Source organism: Pseudoalteromonas sp. SG45-3, assembly GCF_014164075.1.
Taxonomy (GTDB): domain Bacteria; phylum Pseudomonadota; class Gammaproteobacteria; order Enterobacterales; family Alteromonadaceae; genus Pseudoalteromonas; species Pseudoalteromonas distincta.
Genome location: NZ_JACJEN010000016.1, coordinates 38,661 through 58,711, shown reverse-complemented (window position 1 = coordinate 58,711; position 20,051 = coordinate 38,661). Strand labels below are relative to the sequence as shown.

General features: G+C 38.0%; 18 protein-coding genes and 3 pseudogenes. 7 read left to right on the top strand and 14 right to left on the bottom strand.

The window, feature by feature from the left end; all coding sequences use genetic code 11:
• Positions 1 to 47: 47 nt before the first annotated feature.
• On the bottom strand, positions 48 to 284 hold the full coding sequence (locus H5126_RS16180) for a helix-turn-helix domain-containing protein (protein ID WP_004588153.1): 237 nt from the start codon (positions 282 to 284) through the stop codon (positions 48 to 50).
• A 100-nt stretch (positions 285 to 384) separates the two neighbouring features.
• On the opposite strand from H5126_RS16180, the gene H5126_RS16175 reads away from it, so the two are divergent.
• From H5126_RS16175 to H5126_RS16165, 3 genes are all read left to right on the top strand, one after another.
• Positions 385 to 909 carry a hypothetical protein gene (locus tag H5126_RS16175; RefSeq protein ID WP_165724152.1) on the top strand — a complete coding sequence of 175 codons (525 nt, stop codon included), beginning with the start codon at positions 385 to 387 and terminating at the stop codon, positions 907 to 909.
• Positions 906 to 2,339 (top strand): DEAD/DEAH box helicase, encoded by a 1,434-nt coding sequence (locus tag H5126_RS16170; RefSeq protein WP_165724154.1) that lies wholly within the window; start codon positions 906 to 908, stop codon positions 2,337 to 2,339. The genes H5126_RS16175 and H5126_RS16170 overlap by 4 nt, the downstream gene beginning before the upstream one ends.
• An 88-nt stretch (positions 2,340 to 2,427) precedes the next feature.
• Complete coding sequence (locus tag H5126_RS16165; protein ID WP_165724156.1) at positions 2,428 to 2,877, top strand: antitoxin Xre/MbcA/ParS toxin-binding domain-containing protein; 450 nt, start codon at positions 2,428 to 2,430, stop codon at positions 2,875 to 2,877.
• Between the two features lie 197 nt (positions 2,878 to 3,074).
• Here H5126_RS16165 and H5126_RS16160 read toward each other — a convergent pair whose 3' ends face one another.
• The 10 genes and pseudogenes from H5126_RS16160 to gmtY all read right to left on the bottom strand — a co-directional run bounded on the left by H5126_RS16160 (position 3,075) and on the right by gmtY (position 13,956).
• Positions 3,075 to 4,091: a hypothetical protein gene (locus H5126_RS16160; RefSeq protein WP_138764487.1), complete on the bottom strand. Its 1,017-nt coding sequence runs from the start codon at positions 4,089 to 4,091 to the stop codon at positions 3,075 to 3,077.
• A gap of 358 nt (positions 4,092 to 4,449) precedes the next feature.
• Positions 4,450 to 4,647, bottom strand: a pseudogene (locus tag H5126_RS21555) (protein CapI); the annotation flags it as partial.
• A 15-nt stretch (positions 4,648 to 4,662) separates the two neighbouring features.
• A pseudogene (locus H5126_RS21550) lies at positions 4,663 to 4,821 on the bottom strand (UDP-glucose 6-dehydrogenase); the annotation flags it as partial.
• Complete coding sequence (locus tag H5126_RS16150; RefSeq protein WP_024603946.1) at positions 4,821 to 6,542, bottom strand: glycosyltransferase family 39 protein; 1,722 nt, start codon at positions 6,540 to 6,542, stop codon at positions 4,821 to 4,823. The gene H5126_RS16150 and the pseudogene H5126_RS21550, both read right to left, overlap by 1 nt.
• Positions 6,543 to 6,554: 12 nt before the next feature.
• On the bottom strand, positions 6,555 to 7,208 hold the full coding sequence (locus H5126_RS16145) for a TVP38/TMEM64 family protein (protein ID WP_024603947.1): 654 nt from the start codon (positions 7,206 to 7,208) through the stop codon (positions 6,555 to 6,557).
• Positions 7,204 to 7,941, bottom strand: coding sequence for a glycosyltransferase family 2 protein (locus H5126_RS16140; protein WP_024603948.1), 738 nt, complete (start codon positions 7,939 to 7,941; stop codon positions 7,204 to 7,206). The genes H5126_RS16145 and H5126_RS16140 overlap by 5 nt, the downstream gene beginning before the upstream one ends.
• Positions 7,942 to 8,393: 452 nt before the next feature.
• Entirely contained in the window at positions 8,394 to 8,864 is a 471-nt protein-coding gene (gene greB, locus H5126_RS16135) for a transcription elongation factor GreB (RefSeq protein ID WP_039489102.1), read from the bottom strand.
• A 435-nt stretch (positions 8,865 to 9,299) separates the two neighbouring features.
• The gene (gene gmtX / locus H5126_RS16130; protein ID WP_039489168.1) at positions 9,300 to 9,905 is read right to left on the bottom strand and encodes a gamma-mobile-trio protein GmtX; all 606 of its coding nucleotides are present in this window, start codon (positions 9,903 to 9,905) and stop codon (positions 9,300 to 9,302) included.
• Positions 9,906 to 9,907: 2 nt separating this feature from the next.
• The gene (locus H5126_RS16125; RefSeq protein ID WP_039489104.1) at positions 9,908 to 12,640 is read right to left on the bottom strand and encodes a VPA1269 family protein; all 2,733 of its coding nucleotides are present in this window, start codon (positions 12,638 to 12,640) and stop codon (positions 9,908 to 9,910) included.
• Positions 12,637 to 13,956 (bottom strand): gamma-mobile-trio recombinase GmtY, encoded by a 1,320-nt coding sequence (gene gmtY, locus H5126_RS16120; protein WP_039489106.1) that lies wholly within the window; start codon positions 13,954 to 13,956, stop codon positions 12,637 to 12,639. Before gmtY ends, H5126_RS16125 begins: the two co-directional genes overlap by 4 nt.
• A gap of 106 nt (positions 13,957 to 14,062) precedes the next feature.
• On the opposite strand from gmtY, the pseudogene H5126_RS16115 reads away from it, so the two are divergent.
• The 4 genes and pseudogenes from H5126_RS16115 to H5126_RS16100 form a co-directional block, all read left to right on the top strand.
• A pseudogene (locus H5126_RS16115) lies at positions 14,063 to 14,401 on the top strand (GreA/GreB family elongation factor); the annotation flags it as partial.
• A gap of 116 nt (positions 14,402 to 14,517) precedes the next feature.
• Positions 14,518 to 14,829 (top strand): hypothetical protein, encoded by a 312-nt coding sequence (locus tag H5126_RS16110; protein ID WP_138489777.1) that lies wholly within the window; start codon positions 14,518 to 14,520, stop codon positions 14,827 to 14,829.
• A 50-nt stretch (positions 14,830 to 14,879) separates the two neighbouring features.
• On the top strand, positions 14,880 to 15,461 hold the full coding sequence (locus H5126_RS16105; protein WP_002959556.1) for a CBS domain-containing protein: 582 nt from the start codon (positions 14,880 to 14,882) through the stop codon (positions 15,459 to 15,461).
• A 168-nt stretch (positions 15,462 to 15,629) separates the two neighbouring features.
• Positions 15,630 to 17,957, top strand: a complete 2,328-nt coding sequence (locus tag H5126_RS16100) for a Tex family protein (RefSeq protein ID WP_182675475.1) — start codon at positions 15,630 to 15,632, stop codon at positions 17,955 to 17,957.
• Positions 17,958 to 18,028: 71 nt separating this feature from the next.
• On the opposite strand, the gene H5126_RS16095 is transcribed toward H5126_RS16100, so the two are convergent.
• From H5126_RS16095 to bioH, 3 genes are all read right to left on the bottom strand, one after another.
• The gene (locus H5126_RS16095) at positions 18,029 to 18,883 is read right to left on the bottom strand and encodes a putative metalloprotease CJM1_0395 family protein (protein WP_182720105.1); all 855 of its coding nucleotides are present in this window, start codon (positions 18,881 to 18,883) and stop codon (positions 18,029 to 18,031) included.
• Between the two features lie 4 nt (positions 18,884 to 18,887).
• Entirely contained in the window at positions 18,888 to 19,196 is a 309-nt protein-coding gene (locus tag H5126_RS16090) for a hypothetical protein (protein ID WP_002959563.1), read from the bottom strand.
• A gap of 90 nt (positions 19,197 to 19,286) precedes the next feature.
• Positions 19,287 to 20,024 (bottom strand): pimeloyl-ACP methyl ester esterase BioH, encoded by a 738-nt coding sequence (gene bioH / locus H5126_RS16085; RefSeq protein WP_182720106.1) that lies wholly within the window; start codon positions 20,022 to 20,024, stop codon positions 19,287 to 19,289.
• Between the last annotated feature and the right edge of the window lie 27 nt (positions 20,025 to 20,051).

Below are 20,051 nucleotides of genomic sequence, written 5' to 3'. Positions count from 1 at the left end.
TAATTAATTAAAAAATTAATAATATATTGGTACCAAGTAGTTTTTGGTTAATCTAGGTCAATTTTATACTTTTGCCTTGCCGGTAGTATCTCTTCAAACTCGCAATTTAATGCGTTTACTAATTTATATAAGGTTTCGAGCTTAATATTAACATTACCTCTTTCCATTTTTCCGTAATTACCGCGCTCTATACCGACATAGGCAGCAAACCCTTCTTGCGAATAGCCTGCTTCTTTGCGTTTTTCTCGTAGCTTTTCACCAAAATGTTTAACTAAATCACTCACCTGATTTTCCTCAAGGCAAAATGATTAGATTTTCATGTTGAGGGCTTAACTACCACGCCCTATAATACCCATTATTATATGAAGTTTATTAGGATTTACTTTGAAATTTGACCCTCTCGTAGCTCAAATTATTGTTGCACCAAATTTTGATAACTTCACAACAAGTGATGTGCGTTCGGCGTACTTAGCATTAAAAAGTGATTCTTCTTTAGTACCTACAGCAGTTAGGCGAAGTATATACGCAGAACTGATCAAGCTTGTTAAAAAAGGCTGGCTGAAAAAGGTGGTATCAAATAAAAAAGGATTTACGCGATTCAATAAAACTGAGAGCTTTAACGTTGAGGCAATTACTCATTTAGCTAGTGCCATACCTATTGCAACAACAGAAAAGGCAGATGATAAACACGCACTGTTACTTAGTAAGTTAAATCACTACAAAGCCGAGCTATTATTGAATATGGGTGAATCTGAGGCATATAAAGAGCTTTATTTGGAGTCACCCGAATTAGTAGATGAGCTTCAGCCACAATACAACAAAGCGAGAGACAACAATACAAGAATACTTGGCAAGATTAGAGCGATTGAAGGCTTACTGAAGCAAAACGAAGCATTAGAGAAAATATGAAACTAAGACTATGGCAAGCCGAGTGTATTAATTTAGCGCTTACACAATACCAGAACGGCAATAGCCACTTTTTAGCCTTGGCAACTCCAGGGTCAGGTAAAACTTTGATGGCCTCAGAATTAGCCAATCAATTATTAAAAAATAATATGGTCGATTTAATCATTTGTTTTTCACCGTCGTCTATTGTTTCTCAGGACTTTAAGGAAAGCTTACAGCTAAAAACGAATGAACGATTTGATGGGCTTATTGGCGCTAAAGGTAGAGCTTTAACCTATCAAAGCTTACAGTATTTAGATGTGCACTTTTGGCAGCTATTTGAACGGTATCGTGTTTTTGTAATATTTGATGAAATTCATCATTGCGCTGGCTCTAATATTGACAATGCCAATGCATGGGGTGAGCAGATAATTCTTAACATTCAAAATAAAGCACAATACACATTAGCCTTAACAGGCACCCCTTGGCGTTCTGACGCTGCTCCTATTGTTCTTTCATCATATCAGCAGCCTAACAATAAAATAGCGTGTGATTACGTTTACGGGCTTTCTGAGGCTATTGGAGATAATGTTTGTCGGGTTCCACAAATAGTAGCTGTTGATAATAGCCGCATTACAGTTGTAGATGACGCTGAAACCAAAACATTTAACTGCTTTAAAGCGTTATTAAACGACTCTGGCGTTTCTTATCAAGAAATTATTGAAAATGAAGCGGTAATAAAATACATGATTTCTTCAGCTCAAAAAAAGCTTACTTCAATCAGGTTGAAAAACCCCGACGCAGCGGGGTTGATTGTTGCATCATCTGTTGAGCATGCCCATCAAATCTCTATGTTAATGCGAACTCACTTTGACGAGGATAGCATTGTTGTAACCTACCGAGAAAATGAACCTACAAGTATTATTCAGCAGTTTAGGTATGCACAAACTAAGTGGATTATTTCTGTTGGTATGATTAGCGAAGGTACAAACATCCCTCGTTTGCAGGTTTGCTGTCACCTTACAAACATAAAAACAGAAATGCATTTTAGGCAAATATTGGGCCGCATACTGAGGGTAACAAACTCTAAAAACCAAGAAGCGATTATGTACATGCCCGCCGAACCTAAGCTTTTAGAGTATGCGTATAGGGTTAATCAAGATGTTCCATTTGAAGCTGATGTAGTTAAGTTTGAAAAGATTGAGACTGCTGCTGGAAATAATACCGTAGATGAAAATTCAAGCGATATTACTTTTAATAAACAAAGTAAAAAAACTTCCAAAACCCAGTTCGATTTTGATAACTTTGCTGACTTTTTTGAGCAGCCAGCTATGAGCAATAGATCTGAAGCGACAGAGGAGCATTTTTTAACCGACGCCTATGAGCGAATTATTAATATATCAGGCCGCTTTCAGCAAGAGGCTATTGCTTTGGGGTTAAGTGAATTGCGGTAAATACACTAGAATTTACCTCAAGTAGACCTCTACAGGTAACATCGATTTCAGTTACACGAGGAAACATAATTTAATTTAAGGTGTTGCTATGTATAACTTCTCTGAAATTCATAAACAAATAGACCTTACAGAGATTTTAAGCAATAGAAATATCAGTGAAAAATCTAGTCATCTAGAACAAATTAACTTTATACATCAAGGTGTAGATATCAAAAATGCTGAGCGTTTAAGGATAGAGCTAGGCTGGGATATACGAGCATTTTCTTCAGCTATTAGAACTAGCAAGAGCTCATATGTACGCTATAAAAAAGAATTAAAGCCCTTAAATACCACTTTAAGTGAAAATGCATTTGAAATTGCAAAAGTCTGCTCTTTTTGTCTTAATTACTTTGAAAATATAGAACGTTTTAATATTTGGTTAAATACCTCGTCACTCCAATTCGACTCTAAAAAACCTTTAACATTTATAGATACAATAGCTGGCCGTGAATTAATTAAAAATACCGTAAACAGGCTCAAATATGGCTATAACGCCTAAGAGTAAAGTGTCTTAGGACGTAAAGCGCACGATCAACAGACTGCCAACATGAAACCAAGTTCTATCCTTTTCTTAACTTAACAAGAAGCTATCACTTTAGAGATTAAAACGTTGATTTGAGCTTATTAATGACTCAATTTTCTCTGATAGTCGCATTTGTGCCAAAAGCGGACGTTAAAAACATTAATAAGGTGAAATTACAACTCGGATTTCTTTGAGTCACTCATGGCCTTCATAAAGGCTTTCATATTGGCGTTGGGTTGCTCCACATCAAAATTGCCATACGTATATTTTAAGTCTGACCATAAATTTTTGAGCTTACCTTTGCGTCGAAAAAGGGGGTGGAGCCACACTGTTGATAAAAGAGGTAAGCATCCTTCATTTATATTCATTGTTACTAAACCTATTAAACAATCTCTTTTTTCGCTTGTGCCCGGCACTAGTAACTTTTCAGTAAAAGGATAAGCCTCAACGTTTTTCCACCCTTCATCAGAAATATCCCAATTCATACCATCTCCGCATTCCCTGTGTTGGTATCTTCTAAGCGCGACGCACGCTAGCTTCTCCCACTCCGGCGATGAAATCGTTATTTTTGAACTATACTCAGCCCCTTTTGGGGCGGGAATAGGACGGATTATGCATGCATTACATTCATCAAATAGTAAATTAGAAGCTTCAGTCGCATCTGATACCTTAATCTTTTCACCAAATGCGACTAGGTCAAATAACCCTGAAAGGTAGTCGTCAGCGCCATATTCATCCACGTACTTTTTCTGTGGAACATCCCCTTTTCTAGTATTCTTGTATCGCGTAACGTTCTTGTATTCAATGTCTACAATATGAAATAAGCCTGATGGTAAGTTTTCAAACGAAGTAGGGCTATCAGCTAAATAAATATAGCTTTGCTCATATCTACGCATATTTCTTATCAATGAATCACATGTACTTTCAAAATCAGTGCCGAAGAGAAAGAGGTTATGAGCCTTGAAAGAAATACCAGAATTTGGATAAATTTTCTCGCAAAAGCTCGTCAAGAGGTGAGAAATTTGATCCTTGCAAATATCATCATAGCTAGTTAAAACGATCGGCAGATCCTGACCTTCAGATTCGTTGTCAATTACACAATCGATGGCAAGGCTAAGCGCCCTTTTGTGCAGTTCATTTATGTCTATTAACTCATTTAAATAAGTTTCTTTTGATTCAATTAAGTTCATGCAACCTCCTATTGCCAACGTTAATAATATTATGCCGCCGCACGATACATAATCCTATTAAAAGTGTAGTATTTCCATTAGATTTGTTGTTCGCTATTCGCTCAATGCTGCCCGTCAACATTCAAGTTTGTAAATTGTTTCGGGGCAATGGCGAGTAAGAGGTTAACTCGCCAATGGACAAAAATGAGTTAGAGACTGAGGTCGGTTTTGTGCCATGAACGGACCTTGATGAATAGTATTGGATAATATTCCATTATCAAAGTGTCCTGTTTGATTACAGCAGATAATTACTGATATTAGAAATATAGGCGGACATCTCTAGATGTCACTATTATGCAAAAATGGATAGATAAATCACTTAACCATAAAATTCACGATACCAGTCAACAAAGTTATTAACGCCCTGTTCAACACTCATTTTAGGCTTATAGCCAGTAACATTAAATAAGTCATCAATATCTGCAAAGGTTTGGTAAACATCGCCCGCTTGCATCGGCATAAAATTTTTCTTGGCTTTAATTCCTAACGCGCTTTCAAGTGACTGAACAAAATCGAGATCATCTTTAAATAAAAAAGCTTCTATTTCTTTATCGACAAAGGGAGATTTACGACTATTAATTAAATCTACTTTCGCTGGAACGATATCGTAGATAACCACCTTATTATGCTGAGCAAGTAAAATGGCATTAGACAAACCAACAAAACCTGCTCCTACTACAGCTATTTTCATTAATACGCTTCTCTAGGAACACTAAAACGCTTAATAACTTTTGGCGCTTGGCAGTTTTCTGCCATTTGCTTAGCACTTAATAATAACCAGTGCTGCCTGTGAGCGTAGCCCATATCTTGCCCGTTAGACACATCGAAACACGTTAAGTTGGCATCATCTGGCACTAAAATAAATCGACCCGCCTTCTCGCCCATCCATAGCCATGCGTTACGCTCTTCTTCTTCATCCGTTGCTAGGTAACTAAAATGCGTTATTGGTAATTGTGAAAACAATAAAAATTGCTCTTTAAATTTCACTAACCCAAGTTCACCGCGCTCACCATGCTGACCTAAGGTGTTTTCCACTTCTTCAATAACATGTTTGGGTGTGCGCAGGGGCTCGGCTAGCCAATATCCTAAGGTACTCACTATTAACCAAGAAGCGACAATTACCATTCCTAAATTAAAAAAGGCGTTTTTCGACCGTAATCGCCATAAACTAACTAACCATATCGCTGCTAAAATAAACGCTAAACCTGCCGCCCACGGGATCATTTCAGGGTATGCGGTTAATGGTTTCACTAATTTTTTATGACCCGTTAATAAACCAATGCAAGCGACAACAAGCACAATAGCAATTAACCATAAAATGCTTTTGCTGATGCGGTTAAACCATAACGGTAGTTTAACTTCATGGTAAGCAATGGTGGTAAACAGCGACAACATCGGCAATGCAGGTAACACATAAACCCCGCGCTTGCCCGGACTAATACTGAAAAAACACACCACAAGCACAACCCAAGCAAACAATATCATCAATACTGGATCTGTTTTTAATTTGTGATAAACATGCTTTAGCGAGCTCAACAATAAAATTGGTAATGGAAACCACATCACGGGAATTACACTAACAATAAAATAATACCAAGGCTCAAGGTGATGCCAGGCATTGGCGTACCGTTCGCCCGTTTGCTTGAACAGAATATTGTTTTTGTACTGAATTAATTCAGGGGTCGCTTGCTCTGCCACCGTAATCATCATCGGTACAAACCAAGCCGCCAACACCAAGAAAAAGGGCACAAAACCTAACCAACAAGCGAAGGTGAGCCTGCCTTTAAAATAGTCTTTATTCGCCAAGCGATAAGCAATGATGGGAATAAACATGAGTACAGGTAAAAAACCTACCCCTTTAGTAATAATGCCGAGCGCCATAAATGCCCACGAAATAAAATACCAGCGCCAATTGGGCCCTAAAATGAAATGACGGATAAAGCCATAACAACCAATCGTTATCCAACACATCACCATCGCATCAATTTGGGCAGCTTTAGCTTGGATCAAAAATTGTGGTGTAATTAATAAAAGTAAAGCGGCATTGCGACCCACGCGAACACTATGGAGTTTTGCCCCAAGATCATACACCAAAAATAAAGTGATCAAGCCACAGATGGCGTTTGGCAGTAAAAATGCCAGTTTTAGGTTGCCAATAAGTGAATAAAAAAGAGCGATTGACCACATAAAAACTGGTGGTTTATCAGGATAAAATTCACCGCCACGCATTGGAAATAGCCAATTGCCAGTGGCAACCATTTCTCTGGCTACTTCAACAAATCGAGGTTCATCAGCAGGCCACGGTGAACGAATACCAATACCTAATAAAATAATAACAGCGGCAAAGGCCAGTAAGATTTTTAAGACGGCGTAATAATCATCTTGTTCGAAGGTTTTTATTATATTTTTCATAACCTAACTTCTTTATAGTTCTTGTACTTTACGACGAAATTGACTGCGATAAAGCAGTGAGCCAATTACCGATGAAACAATAAACAGCGCAATACTGATGAGTATTTTTTCGTGCTCTGATAAACCAATTCCAGCGCCAGCGTAGGCAAAAATTAAGGTTTGTGGAATGTAGCCAATAAAGCTACCAAGAAAAAACCCCTGAGCCGGTACTGTAGTTGCTCCAGCTGCGACATTAGTAAACAAGTTACTGCCGATAGGTAACAACCGAATCATCAATACCTTTAAGGTGGTATTGTCTTTAACCAAGCGTTCAAATTTCATTAAACTTTTATTAAATTTGCGTTGCAAGCTTGAGCGAAACAACCATTTGGCGGCGTAAAATGACAAAATACAACCGAGCTCTGTTGCTACTAACGCTAAAAGTGCCCCTTCAACAGCCCCAAAAGCAAAACCAAACGCAAACGCTAACAATTGGCGTGGCGCACCAAGAGCGGCATAGGCAGCCCCCATCGCCATCAATACAACAACGGCTTGTTTGCCTTGTTCTTTAACAAACTTAGCGACCCAGTTACTGTCAGCGATATGTTCAAAAAAACCTTGTTGAACTGCAAACGCTATCGCAATAAATAACGACAAACTAACAATAAATTTAGCGAGCCTGTTAATCGTCACTAGTGTTACTCGTTTGAATTTCATTAACCATTGGCACTTTGCCACGACGAATAAGCCACATCATGCCTAATACATCAACAATACCGACCCAAGCTCGATTCCAAGCCGTGTATTTTGATAGACCATGTTCACGATCGCGGTGGTTCACTTCTTGCACTTGCACTTCGCCTCCCATACGTTTGACCAAAGCAGGAATATAACGGTGCATATGGTTAAAGTGTGGTAGCCTTAGGTATGTGGCTGTGGGCACTACTTTCAAACCACAGCCGGTATCTGGCACACCATCATGTAAAATAGCATCGCGGAATTTATTAGCAAAACGCGACTGAAAACGTTTCCAAGGCGTGTCTTTTCGGTTTTTACGGTAGCCAATTACGCAAAAATTAGCGGCTTCTATTTGTTGAGCGCGCTCAACTAATTTAGGCAAATCAGCCGGATCGTTTTGTCCGTCGGCATCAAGGGTCGCCATCAAGGTGTATTTCGCCTGTAACACACCCGACACAATCGCTGTGCTTTGTCCGACACTGTAGGCATGTTTGATAGCTTTTACATCACAGCCTAATGTTCTTCCAGTTTCGAGGGCGGTTTCAAAGGTACTATCACTACAGCCATCATCGACAACGATAATCTCAAACGGGTATAAATCAGCAAGGCTGGTATGAATTTCTTCAATAAGATGGCCAATATTTTCGGCTTCGTCTTTGGCAGGAAGTACAACTGATAACATATATAAATCCCTGTTTTTTAGTTATTAGCGATAATAAATTTGCAAATTAATCACCGATAAGTCAAGCAATTAAAGAAACCTATCGGCTAAATAAAAAGTGTCTTAATAAAATATCAGGCAAACCTTAAGATTTACTTAAGAAAAACTGAAAAAATGATTTACAGCACTACACGCAATATTACTCTGAATATTAGGACTCTTTTCTCGGGTAGATTTCATCATACTTTAATGGCTACAAGTCCATTAGTTTTGTTGAGACATTTTTTTTTAACTGTAAAATATTAGAATATCCACGTTCACCAGCATATGTTCAATGTCCGTAACTCGCTCTAAGCAGACTAACCGTCTTTATACCAAAAGAGATTTTGATGACTAAAGCTCAGAAGGCTGAAATATAAATACTCTCTTTCGGAGTTTTTCAAGTTAGTTGTTGCATAAGCTGTACTAGCTCTTTACTTGTACTCAATTTTGTTAATAAACCACTCTTTTATCCCTACTGGCGTTTTAACTTGAAAATCATCATCAACTTCCTTTTTTAGCATCGCTCTGGCCATAGGAGAGTCAATAGAAATGTAATCGTTACGACCATAGATCTCATCAGGGCCAACTATGCGAAAAGCTTTTGTTTCACCATTATCATTTTCAACCTCTACCCATGCCCCAAAGAAAACCTTGCCGACTTGTTGAGGAGAGTAGTCAATAACTTTGACTGCTTCGATGCGCTTTCTAAGGAACCTAATTCGAGAATCTATCTGTCTAAGTAATCTTTTATTTTCTTTATAATCGGCATTATCTGAACGATCGCCAAGGCTAGCAGCCCAAGCTACTTTTTTTGTTATTTCAGGTCTGTAGTCGCGCCAAAGGTAATTAAGCTCTTTATTTAGCTTGTCTAATCCTTCACGCGTTATTAGATTGGTATACAATTAGTTTGCCCCATCCCAATATTACAAATACTGCAATGCTTTTTTAACAGCATCTAAAGTTGCAACCGGGAGAAAGTTATCTTTATCATTACTTGATAATATACTACCGTTTGGCCCCACTTCCAAACCTGCTCGGCGCATAAACTCTTTAGATATGAGGTATTCAAGATCTTCTACTTCTAAGTCAGTCTATTTTGAGTTTGGTGACGAAGACTACCCACCTCCATAAAATTCTATGACTGGACCAATCGGTACTATATCTCCTTTGCTAGTTTTTCAGCTGCTAATGCTTGAGAGGAGAAAATGTTATCTTGAAGCCTAACTATAGGGTCTTTTAATTTTTCTATCCAAATGAAGCTTTCCTTTATTGAAACTACAAAGATTATAATAACCAGACAGCAAATTAAATTTTAGCGTGTGTTATAGATATTACGGCTATAAAAAATCTAAAGCTTTTTTTATAGCGTCAAGGGTAGCCGCTTTAAAAACAGCATGCTTATTTTCATCAATAAGCTCCCCATAATCCGTTGGCGTTAATTTCCATTTGCTTTGAAAGCTATTTGATAATAAATATTCTAATGCTCTGCGCTCTTGATTCGATAGTTTATGCTCAGAACCAAGCCCAGTAGACTTGTAGTCATAAATATCAATTTGAAGGTTTGGTGGAATAATTTCTTGTAGCTTTTTTCGAGTCGCAATTAGCTCGGAAGCTTGAATTTTTGCTAGTAATCGATGCTTTGGATTGTTTATTTCATCTATCCAGTCTAACCCTTGATGCTTTTGCTTACCAAGATCTTTTACTGGGCTGTTCTCTGCAAATGATGCAATAAGTGCTCTATACTTTTCACCCGATTTATTACGAATACTTTGTGCTTTTGGAACCCCTCGTTGAGTGCCTAACTTTGATATTGTAGAAATAGAATAGTCATCAACACCTCTTTTTCTTTGCTCCATACAAACCCTATAGATTGCTTCGAGGGTTTCACTAATCTTAGTAGAGCAACCTTTTTGTAATTCAGTTAGTAGATCTTCAGGTGACATACTCATAACTCACTATTAATTAACGTATTATTTTTATTAATAAATTCGATTTCAGACTTTGAAATCTGTTCATCACCAAGAAGGTCGGAGAGCTTAATATCACAATTAATTACACGACTAACTTTTGACCATGTTTTTAAACGAGACTTTAAAAGGCGCGCTAATTGATTTCCAGCGTGCAATTGTTGCTCTTCTGTGAGTAAGAATAAGCCGGGAGATATTTCATTGAATACAGCCATTTTATCCAACTGTTGAGATCTTGGAATTATGGCATGCGATGCATTGGCCGACTCATAAATCGTTGCATTCTCACAAACCTCTTGAAGTTGCTCAAATGAAGATGTCTCTTCTAAAGATATTTCTATTTCTGAATCACTCATTTTAACGAGGGACAAGCTGTCTTTTTGATTAGCTATTGATTGTGTCATTTTAATTAGCTTGTAGGACGACTGTAAGTCACATAAGAGCATATCCATTTTTTTTGCTGCACTTTCATATTCTGACTCAGTTTTTCTTATTTTTAACTCAAGAATTTTACGCTCTGATAAGTCAATTTTTTCATTTTTTAAATTAGCTACGTATTCTCGGCGATCTAATTCGTCTAAACTTTTCTCAAGCATAGTAATTTTACTTTGTAACTTTGTGCATTGAGATGACTGGGTGTTAGAGTGAAATAATATTTCGTTAGTGATGGATAGCAACCCACCAATAAATGCGGGGCCTGTAATAAAATGACGACAGCGAAGACAATTTTGCGTCCCTAGATAACCAGATGGAGCCGGTACACGTAATGATGTACCACTACCATTAAGTTCTCCGCCATCTTCACAGCGAGTTGCGGCATATGGGCAGATACCATAATCCCTGAAAATGAAGTTCCCTGCTGGAATAGAGTTTGTTAATGAATTTAGTAACTCTTCATTATTTGATACCAATTCATTTTTTACTTTCTCTATTTTATTTTGTTCAATTAAACTCTGAGTAGCGTCAACCCTCGTTTTTAATGCTTCTTTCTCGCCCTGCTCTAATCGCTTTCTAATATCGCCTTGCGTAATTTTGCAGTAATAAATAGACATTACAATTGATGAGTGCCCCACAACTTTCATAACTATTTCAATAGGCATCCCCATTTCCATTATATAAGCCGTTATAAGGCTCACACGCATTGAGTGAGGGGTATACTTAGACTTATACTGATTTAACGTTGCTTCCTTCCCTGATAGCGTTGCAAGCTCTAAATTTGATGGTTGAACATTATAAAGTGCGGCAGCTAACCTTGGTGTTAGGGAATTACCAACACTTTGTGGCTCAATATCCTGATACGCCCTAAATAAAAAACAATTTATTCCTTTAGCCTTAAGTTGCAACTCATTTAAATTTGTTCTTTTACAACTAGACCAGTTCGTAGGGTTATCTATAGGATTATATTTTTGCTGCCACTTACGAAGTTTTACTAACCAATAAATAAGGTCTTCAGGTATCCAAGGTATTGAATAACCTTGACCATTATTACTTGTTTTGTTTGTAGTGATAAACATCCCTGCGTTTTCGTCAGGCATTCTTTTAATAAACGCTTGGTTTTTTGTTAACCCCGAAAAAATAGATTTATTTTTTTCCCAAATTATTTTTCCATTTTGATCAACATTAGCTATTACATCATCTGCTTCACCTGAATCATTATATGCAATCTGACGACCCCGCAATGGAACTTTTGTTAAAGTGAACGTATGCAACCAATTTATTGGAGACCACATATAAAGCTGATCTCCAATCTTTTTTATCACGCAATCAGGGTCACTTCGATCTACTTCCTTCGATGATACTTTCAGCCAATCAGCATCAAATTTTTGCAAATGCTTTAGGTCTTTAAAAGTTTTTGCATTAGCTGGAATTATCCACTCTTGGGCCTTTTTAACAAAGTAATACTGCAAGCAAGGTTTAGTTGACTCAGCGCGTTGCGGAGACATCACACTTGCTGAATTTGATAGCAGCGATAAAGGATTTCTAGCATCCATTACACGAATGATCTCTCCAGTCTCCTCATCTTCACTAGTTAGATCGTTGGTAATTACAAAGTCTAAAAATTCATTCACTGCAATTATCAAGTTACGCCGCATATTATCGGTATTCAACTTTTCTAATTCTTGCTTTAAGGGTCTAATATTAACCTTTTGCTTTGTAAGAAATGCTTCTGGAGTTAAGCTTTTATCGTGTTTTTCTATATAAATTCGAACGAATCGACAAAGCAAAGAGTTTTTAGAACCTCCGCCTAATGCTTGGGTCATAAATTCTTCTATTTTTACAGCCCAAGCTATATATGGTTTTGCAATAAATTTTAAATTGTAAGGCTCTTTTTTACCTAAAAATTTAAACCAATTTTCCCATTCACTTTCCCATACCCCCTGTGGGTCATTTGGTATTTGAGGGTCATCTTGCTTTTTAACAAATGCCCTGTATTCCTTTTGTGATTTAAGAGCTAATGGCTTAATAATACTCTTTAACTTTTTATAGGAATAAAAATCAGGGACATCAAATGTATCTTTATAGCTCACCCACTCATCCTTAAAAACCCTCTCTGGATGTGCAATTAGGCCTGGTATGCTTTTGTAATTTTCTAAATGTAATCTTGAGTTAGTAATACCGTTTTTTTTGCATATTGCTTTGTATTCACCCAATGTTTTTATTGATACAGGTATATTTAATGGAAGGCTCGAGTCACCTTTAAGTTTGCTCATTTAATCTCTCTCATCTTACTACGAATATCTTCTGAGGTTGGTTGTATATATACCAAGCAGGATAGAGAGCTCTTATGATGCATTGCTTTTTGAATTTCAACTTGGCTTAAACCAAGTTGTCGTGCGCGATAACCATATGCATGCCTGTGTCCATGCTCTGTAGTTCCAAGCTCTTTTTGAACTTCCAACCCAATTTTTTTTACTGCTCTTTTATGAATTCGCTGAAAGTTTTTTATCGTTTCAGGCGCTCCTGTGGAGTTGGTAAATGCAAATGGGTGAGTGTCTGTTTTTGCCGGCTCTACCCGTTGATATTTAAGATAGTTAACCCAAGATATTAAAAATTCTTTTGCTTTTTCAGGCGGGTTAAATATCACTTCAAAATAGCCGTCTTTATTTGTGAGTAAAGGTGACTTCCAACCCGCATATAGTCTTTCTGATAATCGGTATGTATTTCTTGGTTTATAGAAAGTGCTTTCGAGTAAGTATTCTCGCCTATTTGCAAAACTACTGTCAGGTGAGCGGCCTATTTCTGGATGATAGACCCTAACTAATGCTTCATCTCGATATATTGGGTGTAAAGTTATATCTGAAACATAAAGGTGAAATAGCTCACTTTTACGTAATCCACCATAATTTAATAACATGGTCATAGCTTGAGATTTATAGTCTGGTGTTGAGCCTTTTACCATTCCAATATAAAGAAGCTTTTCAAAGTGCTCATCGGGGAATTTCATCGCTTTTTCATTATTTATTTTAGGCTCTAATAACCGATCAATGAATCTTACTCTCTTCGCATTAAAGGCAGCGTCATTTTGATTAGATAAATGATTTAGGAACACATTTGCGTGCTTATGATAATATGCACACCAATTTAATCTCTCTTCATAACTGGTTGCTTTTCTGAAGGGGTTTATCCTTGATGAGTCAAACCCTTCCTGTAAAGCTAAAAAATCAGAGTAATGCGTTATATGAAATAATATATTATTTGCATCTCTAGGCTTTCTTGCCTTCCAATACAATCCAAGTTCGTCATCCATTTTATCGTAATCGATTGTTCCTACTAATAGTGCTTTAGTAAAACCTTTTAATAATAAAGTTGAGTTTTCAAAGTTTGGTACGACATCAATATATGTGAGTAGGAGCTTTAAAGAAAATATAGAGCGCTCTTTCCATGACTCACTTTTAGAGCTGTACCAAGCAAGATATCTTATATGTGATATCACGACACCTTTCTCTGTATAAAGAGCTGGTAACTCACAAATACTACCAGCCTCTTTATCATGATACTTTACGTTTATTTTTTGGATGTATGCCATACTTTTTATTATATAGTATATTTACTTTTCCTTAATACTAACTCTTTTCTATCATCTAACAAGTATTAAAGTAGTGATTTTAGTATATATTTGGGTGGGGTTATAATATCAGTATAATAAGCGATTGCTGCGCCAAATTGACCGCCGGGTACGCTACTTACGCAAACGCATACCTGATTTAAAAATTATTGACTACTCTCCCGTGCAAGATGGAAAAGTATTTTTTGGTGCATGGGTTGAAATTGAAAACGAAGAAGGTGAAGTTAAAAAGTTCAGAATTGTAGGTCCTGATGAAATTTACGATCGTAAAGATTACATATCAATAGACTCACCTATGGCGCGTGCGTTGATTAAAAAACAAGTAGATGACGAATTTGAAGTGACCACTCCTCAGGGAAAAAAGCAGTGGTATGTAAACAGTATCGATTACCAAAAAAAGAAATAAAAAGTTTTGATTCAGATCATGTTAACTTTTGATTGTGTAAATTAAAGCAATAAGCTATAACTGAATTATTCAAGTTGATTTGTTTAATTTGAAAGCAGTTAATTAAGGTCGTGATTATGTCAAACATGGTACAGCGCATATTTAGTAATGCCGTATTGTTTGCACTTTTAATGAGTGTAAGTTTGACGCTGCATGCCAGCAACACTGACGTAAACCTTGATAACGCTAAACTATCTAATCACTTTATTACTTGTGATATTCCTGACCAAGCAAACCTCGATTTTGACGTGGACTCTCACGTTAACACTATTACCTTTAGGTCGCCTCAACCACTTCCTAATGTCGTAGATTCTTTTTATAAGAGCACTAATCTAAACAGACCTTTTAGCACTGCATACCAACGCGGACCACCTAGCTATTTAATTTAATTCATTATTTTACAACTTAATTAAATTTTATAACTACTAAGGTGACTACTATGTCTAACTTTAAAGAATTACGTACCCAAAATATTTCTCATGGCGTTATTGCTAGCACATTTGCAGATGATCAACCATTAATCGATTTATCTTCTCCAGCGCTAAAAATGGTGAATAACTTTACTCAAAAAACACCTATTCGTGCAGAGCATGGAACAACGATTACAGAGGCACTTAAACAAGTAAGTGCACAACAATCTGACTTTGTTTTAGTAACAGACGAACACCAAAAATTAATTGGCCTAGTTTCTAGCGCCGATTTACAAAGCTCTAAAATTACTATTATTGCAGAGCGCTTAAATATGCAACGAAGCGAAGTAAGCTTACGTGACATCATGACACCAGTTAACCGCCTTACAGGTGTAAGTATGCAAAGCTTAAGCTACGCATGCATTGGTGATGCGCTGCAAACGATGGAGCATCAGGGCACAATGTTTTTATTAGTTACAACAGCGAGTAACGAAATTTGTGGTTTAATTTCAGCTCGCCAAATAGCTAAAACATTACATATTCCTGTACATATCTCACCTATTGCTCACTCTTTCAGTGAGGTATTAGAAAACATTGAGCACCCTCACTAGGGCGCTCTTTTAGTTGAATTGATTTGCTCCCGACCCAACCATCTTAAAGCAAGTAAAATAGCTTGCTTTAAGAGCTTTTCATTACTACCTCCTGTGATATTATTCAAGCAATTAACAGCGCCAGTAACACGCTTCTGGTCTTATTTTATTGTATAAAAAGGTTTTTGCATGAGCGATATCTCTGCACGTTTAGCCGGTGAGTTAAACGCACAGCAGCAACAGGTTGTTGCTGCAACAAAGTTACTTGATGAAGGCGCAACTGTTCCTTTTATTGCCCGCTACAGAAAAGAAGTTACAGGCGGCCTAGACGACACCCAATTACGCCTTTTAGAGCAGCGTTTATCGTATTTACGTGAACTAGAAGAGCGCCGTAGTTTTATTTTATCGACAATCGAATCGCAAAATAAATTAACGCCAGAGCTAAGTGCCGATATAACCAATGCACAAAGTAAAACAGAACTTGAAGATTTATACCTACCATATAAAGCTAAGCGCCGCACTAAAGGCCAAATAGCAATTGAAGCTGGTTTAGAGCCTCTTGCAGATGCACTATTTAAAGATGCTAACCTTGACCCAGAGCAACAAGCGGAACAGTTTGTAAGTGCTGAAAAAGGTTTTGCAGATACAAAAGCGGTACTTGAAGGCGCTAAATTCATCTTAATGGAACGCTTTGCTGAAGACGCAAAATTACTTGCTAAATTTAGAAGCCACATTAGCCAAAATGGCGCAATTGAAAGTACTGTGATTAAAGGCCAAGAGCAAGCCGGTGCAAAATACCGTGATTACTTTGAGCATCAAGAACTTCTTAAAAAAGTACCTTCTCACCGTGCGCTTGCAATGCTTAGAGCTCGAAATGAAGGTGTACTTCAGTTAAATATAAACCCAGAGCCTAGTGCAGAAAATTCAGCACAATTATGTGCAAACATGATTGCTGAGCATTACCGTTTAGATATTAAATATAAAGCGGCAAGTCCTTGGTTATTAAACGTTGTTCAATGGGCGTGGAAAGTTAAGCTAGGGTTACACCTAGAGAATGAGTTTTTTGCAGCAATGCGCGAAAAAGCAGAAGCCGGTGCAATAGATGTATTTGCTAAAAACTTAAAAGATTTATTAATGGCTGCACCTGCAGGCCCTCGTACTACTTTAGGTCTTGATCCAGGCCTTCGTACTGGCTGTAAGATTGCCGTTGTTGATAGCACAGGTAAATTACTAGCTACACAAACTATTTTTCCTCATGCACCACAAAATCATTGGGATAAATCAGTGCGTACGTTAGAGCAACTTTGCCGTCAGCATAAAGTTGAGCTAATTGCGATTGGTAACGGTACTGCATCACGCGAATCAGATAAGTTGGTTGCAGAGCTTATCAAAGCAAACAGCGAACTTAAACTTAGTAAAATTATGGTTAGCGAAGCAGGTGCATCGGTTTACTCAGCTTCTGAATTTGCAGCTAATGAATTTCCAGATTTAGATGTTTCTATACGAGGGGCTGTCTCTATTGCACGCCGCCTTCAAGATCCTCTTGCTGAACTTGTTAAAATTGAGCCAAAATCAATTGGTGTTGGCCAATACCAACATGATGTATCGCAAAGCCAATTAGGCCAGAGCCTTATTTCAGTAGTTGAAGACTGTGTAAACTCAGTAGGCGTAGATTTAAACATGGCCTCGGTACCCTTACTTACACGCGTATCTGGCTTAAACAAAACATTAGCGCAAAATATCGTTAATTATCGCGATGCTAACGGCACATTTACTAAACGTAGTGAGCTTAAAAAGGTTGAGCGTTTAGGGCCAAAAGCATTTGAACAAGCGGCTGGTTTTTTACGTATTAACAATGGTAGCGATCCACTAGATAACTCATCAGTACACCCTGAAGCTTATCCTGTTGTTAAACGCATTTGTGAACGCAATAGCTTAGATGTCAGTAACCTAATTGGTAACAGCGACTTTTTAACTAAACTTGCTGCTAACGATTACACTGACGAAAAGTTTGGCTTACCAACCGTTACCGACATTATTACTGAGCTTGATAAACCTGGTCGAGATCCTCGACCTGAATTTAAAACAGCTGAGTTTAAAGCCGGTGTTGAAAAAATTAGTGACCTAAAACCAGGTATGATTTTAGAAGGCGTGGTTTCAAACGTTGCTAATTTTGGTGCGTTTGTTGATGTAGGTGTTCACCAAGATGGTTTAGTGCATATTTCAGCAATCACGAATAAATTTATATCAGATCCGCGTGAAGTTGTTAAAGCTGGTGATATTGTAAAAGTTAAAGTTGTTGAAGTAGACGCTGCACGTAAACGCATAAGCTTTACTATGCGCTTAGATGACGATATTGACACAAGTAATAAGTCAGCAGCTCCAGCTACGCAAAAGCCACAAGCACGTGCTAATAATTCGCAACCTCGCGCTGCAAAGCCTAAACGTGACAACGGTAATGCGTTAATGGGCAATGCATTTGCCGATGCGTTCGCTAATGCTAAAGTAAAAAAATAATACTTGTACAACTAAGCTAAAACGAAAAAAACCGCGTAAGCGGTTTTTTTGTGGTTATGTTTTGCTAATTATTAACTTAACGCTGAAAAACTACTTTGGCTCGCTGGCGATGTAGCCATTTGATAAAAGTTAGCAATACGCCCCGCCCGTGCTTCAACATCGGCATCACGTGTTTGCTCGTCACTTTTAGCTGTTTTTGTATCGCTGCTTTCATCGCTAGAGAATGACGCTTCAAGTTTACTTTTTGCGTCTTCGTCGTCTTCTTTTTCAGGTTGTGCAAGCTCAGCTTGAGCCGCTGCTAGCTTTTGCGTAGCATCTGCAGCAATAGAGCGATCAGCTCCCGAAGGCTCTGCAGGCGCTAATGCGGCAGCGCGTACCGTTTGCATTTTGTCTATAGTCGCTTGCGGGTCACCCGGAATTTCTGATACATCTATTTGTACTTCTCCGCCAACTGCGTAGTTAGTACCATCTGGGCCACGTTGATACTCATAACTTGGCGAGCCAGCATATTGCCCGCCTACAGAAGCGTGTGCTTGTTCGTGTATTCGTACTTCAGTATCCCGTGCTTTTAGTTCTGTAATTTGTTGTTGTTCTTGTTCTAATTGCAGCTCTTCTTGCTCAGATTCTTTTTTCTCAATTGCTTCACTTTCTTGCTCAGTGCCCTCAGGGTTTTCTGAGTTTCCATCGCGCTGCTGAACTGACTTTTCGCCTGCTATTTTTCCCGTTGCGCTATACGTCGCACCATCGCTACTACCTGGCAATTTTGCTTTTTCAGCATCACTTTGCGCTTTGGTTTCTGTGTTGCTTGCGCTACTAGATGCGGGAGCCGGAATAACTTCGCGTAGTTGGTTGTCACGCCGTGCGGTTTCCGTATAAACATTTGCGGTGTTTATATTGATAGACGGAAATGGCGTGACAATATTCATAATACTAAACTTTAATATCGATTAACGTGCCAAGTACATCATCGGCCGTTTGAATTGATTGCGTGTTTGCCTTGGCATTAAATTCTTCAACTTTTAAGTTAACAAGCGCTTCATCAACACGAGCTGGTTGTGCTACTGGTGCAGTAATCGCCTCTTCAGGGCGTGCTGCCGTAAGCTGACGTTGCTGCGCTAATTGCGCGTCATCTTGTTGTTCTATACTGGCACGGTTAATCTCAGCACTGGCTTTTTCAATACCTTGGCTAGCTCGGTTAAACCCTTCTATACCACTATTAAATACTGATCCGATTGGCATATTAAAACCTCCACCAAATAAACATTGTTTAATTATCGCTCAGGTTCTGCTCAAAATAAAGCTTTAAACAGCGCTATTCTTAGCTCTATTTTAAAGCATTGATTTAACGACAGATAAAAACTCACTTTTATGAGAAATAAATGGTGCATGGGATGCTTTATCTAGTACTTCATATTCAAACTCAGTATTTAGTGCTGACATTTTGCTAATAGCTTTATAAGGTACTAAAGCATCAAGGCGGCCAAATACTCCTCTAATAGGGACTGGGCAATGAGTAAATAAGTCACGTAAATCGTCGTTTTGTAAAATATCTAAACCAGCACTCAGGGCATCGCTTTGGGGTGCGCTGTACTGATTTAGCAATTGTTTAAGCTGCTTTATATCATCACGCGCCGACTCGCTACCCATTGCTTGAATAGCTAAGAAGCGCTCTATTGTTTTTTCTCGATGATTAACTAACTGCTCTTTAAACTGCGCCAATACATTCGCTTTTATTCCAGGCCAGTTATCTGCCTCAGCAAAAAAAGGAGTCGATGCTATTAAAATAACCTTAGATACTTTTTCAGGCCAATGCTTAGCAATATAAAGTGCAAGTAAACCACCTAACGACCACCCCATTAAAATGCTCTTCGGCTTTAATTGCTTACTTAAAATTTCTGCTGCATCATGCAAAGTATAAGGGCTTGGGCATACATCGCTATTACCAAACCCAGGTAGGTCAAGGCTACGTACATTTCCTGAATATAAAAACTCAAGTTCTGGCTGTACTAACTGCCATACGCCCTGATTCATTCCCCAACCATGTAATAACACTAACTCATTTTGCATATTTGCTTAACCTTTACCAAACTTAGG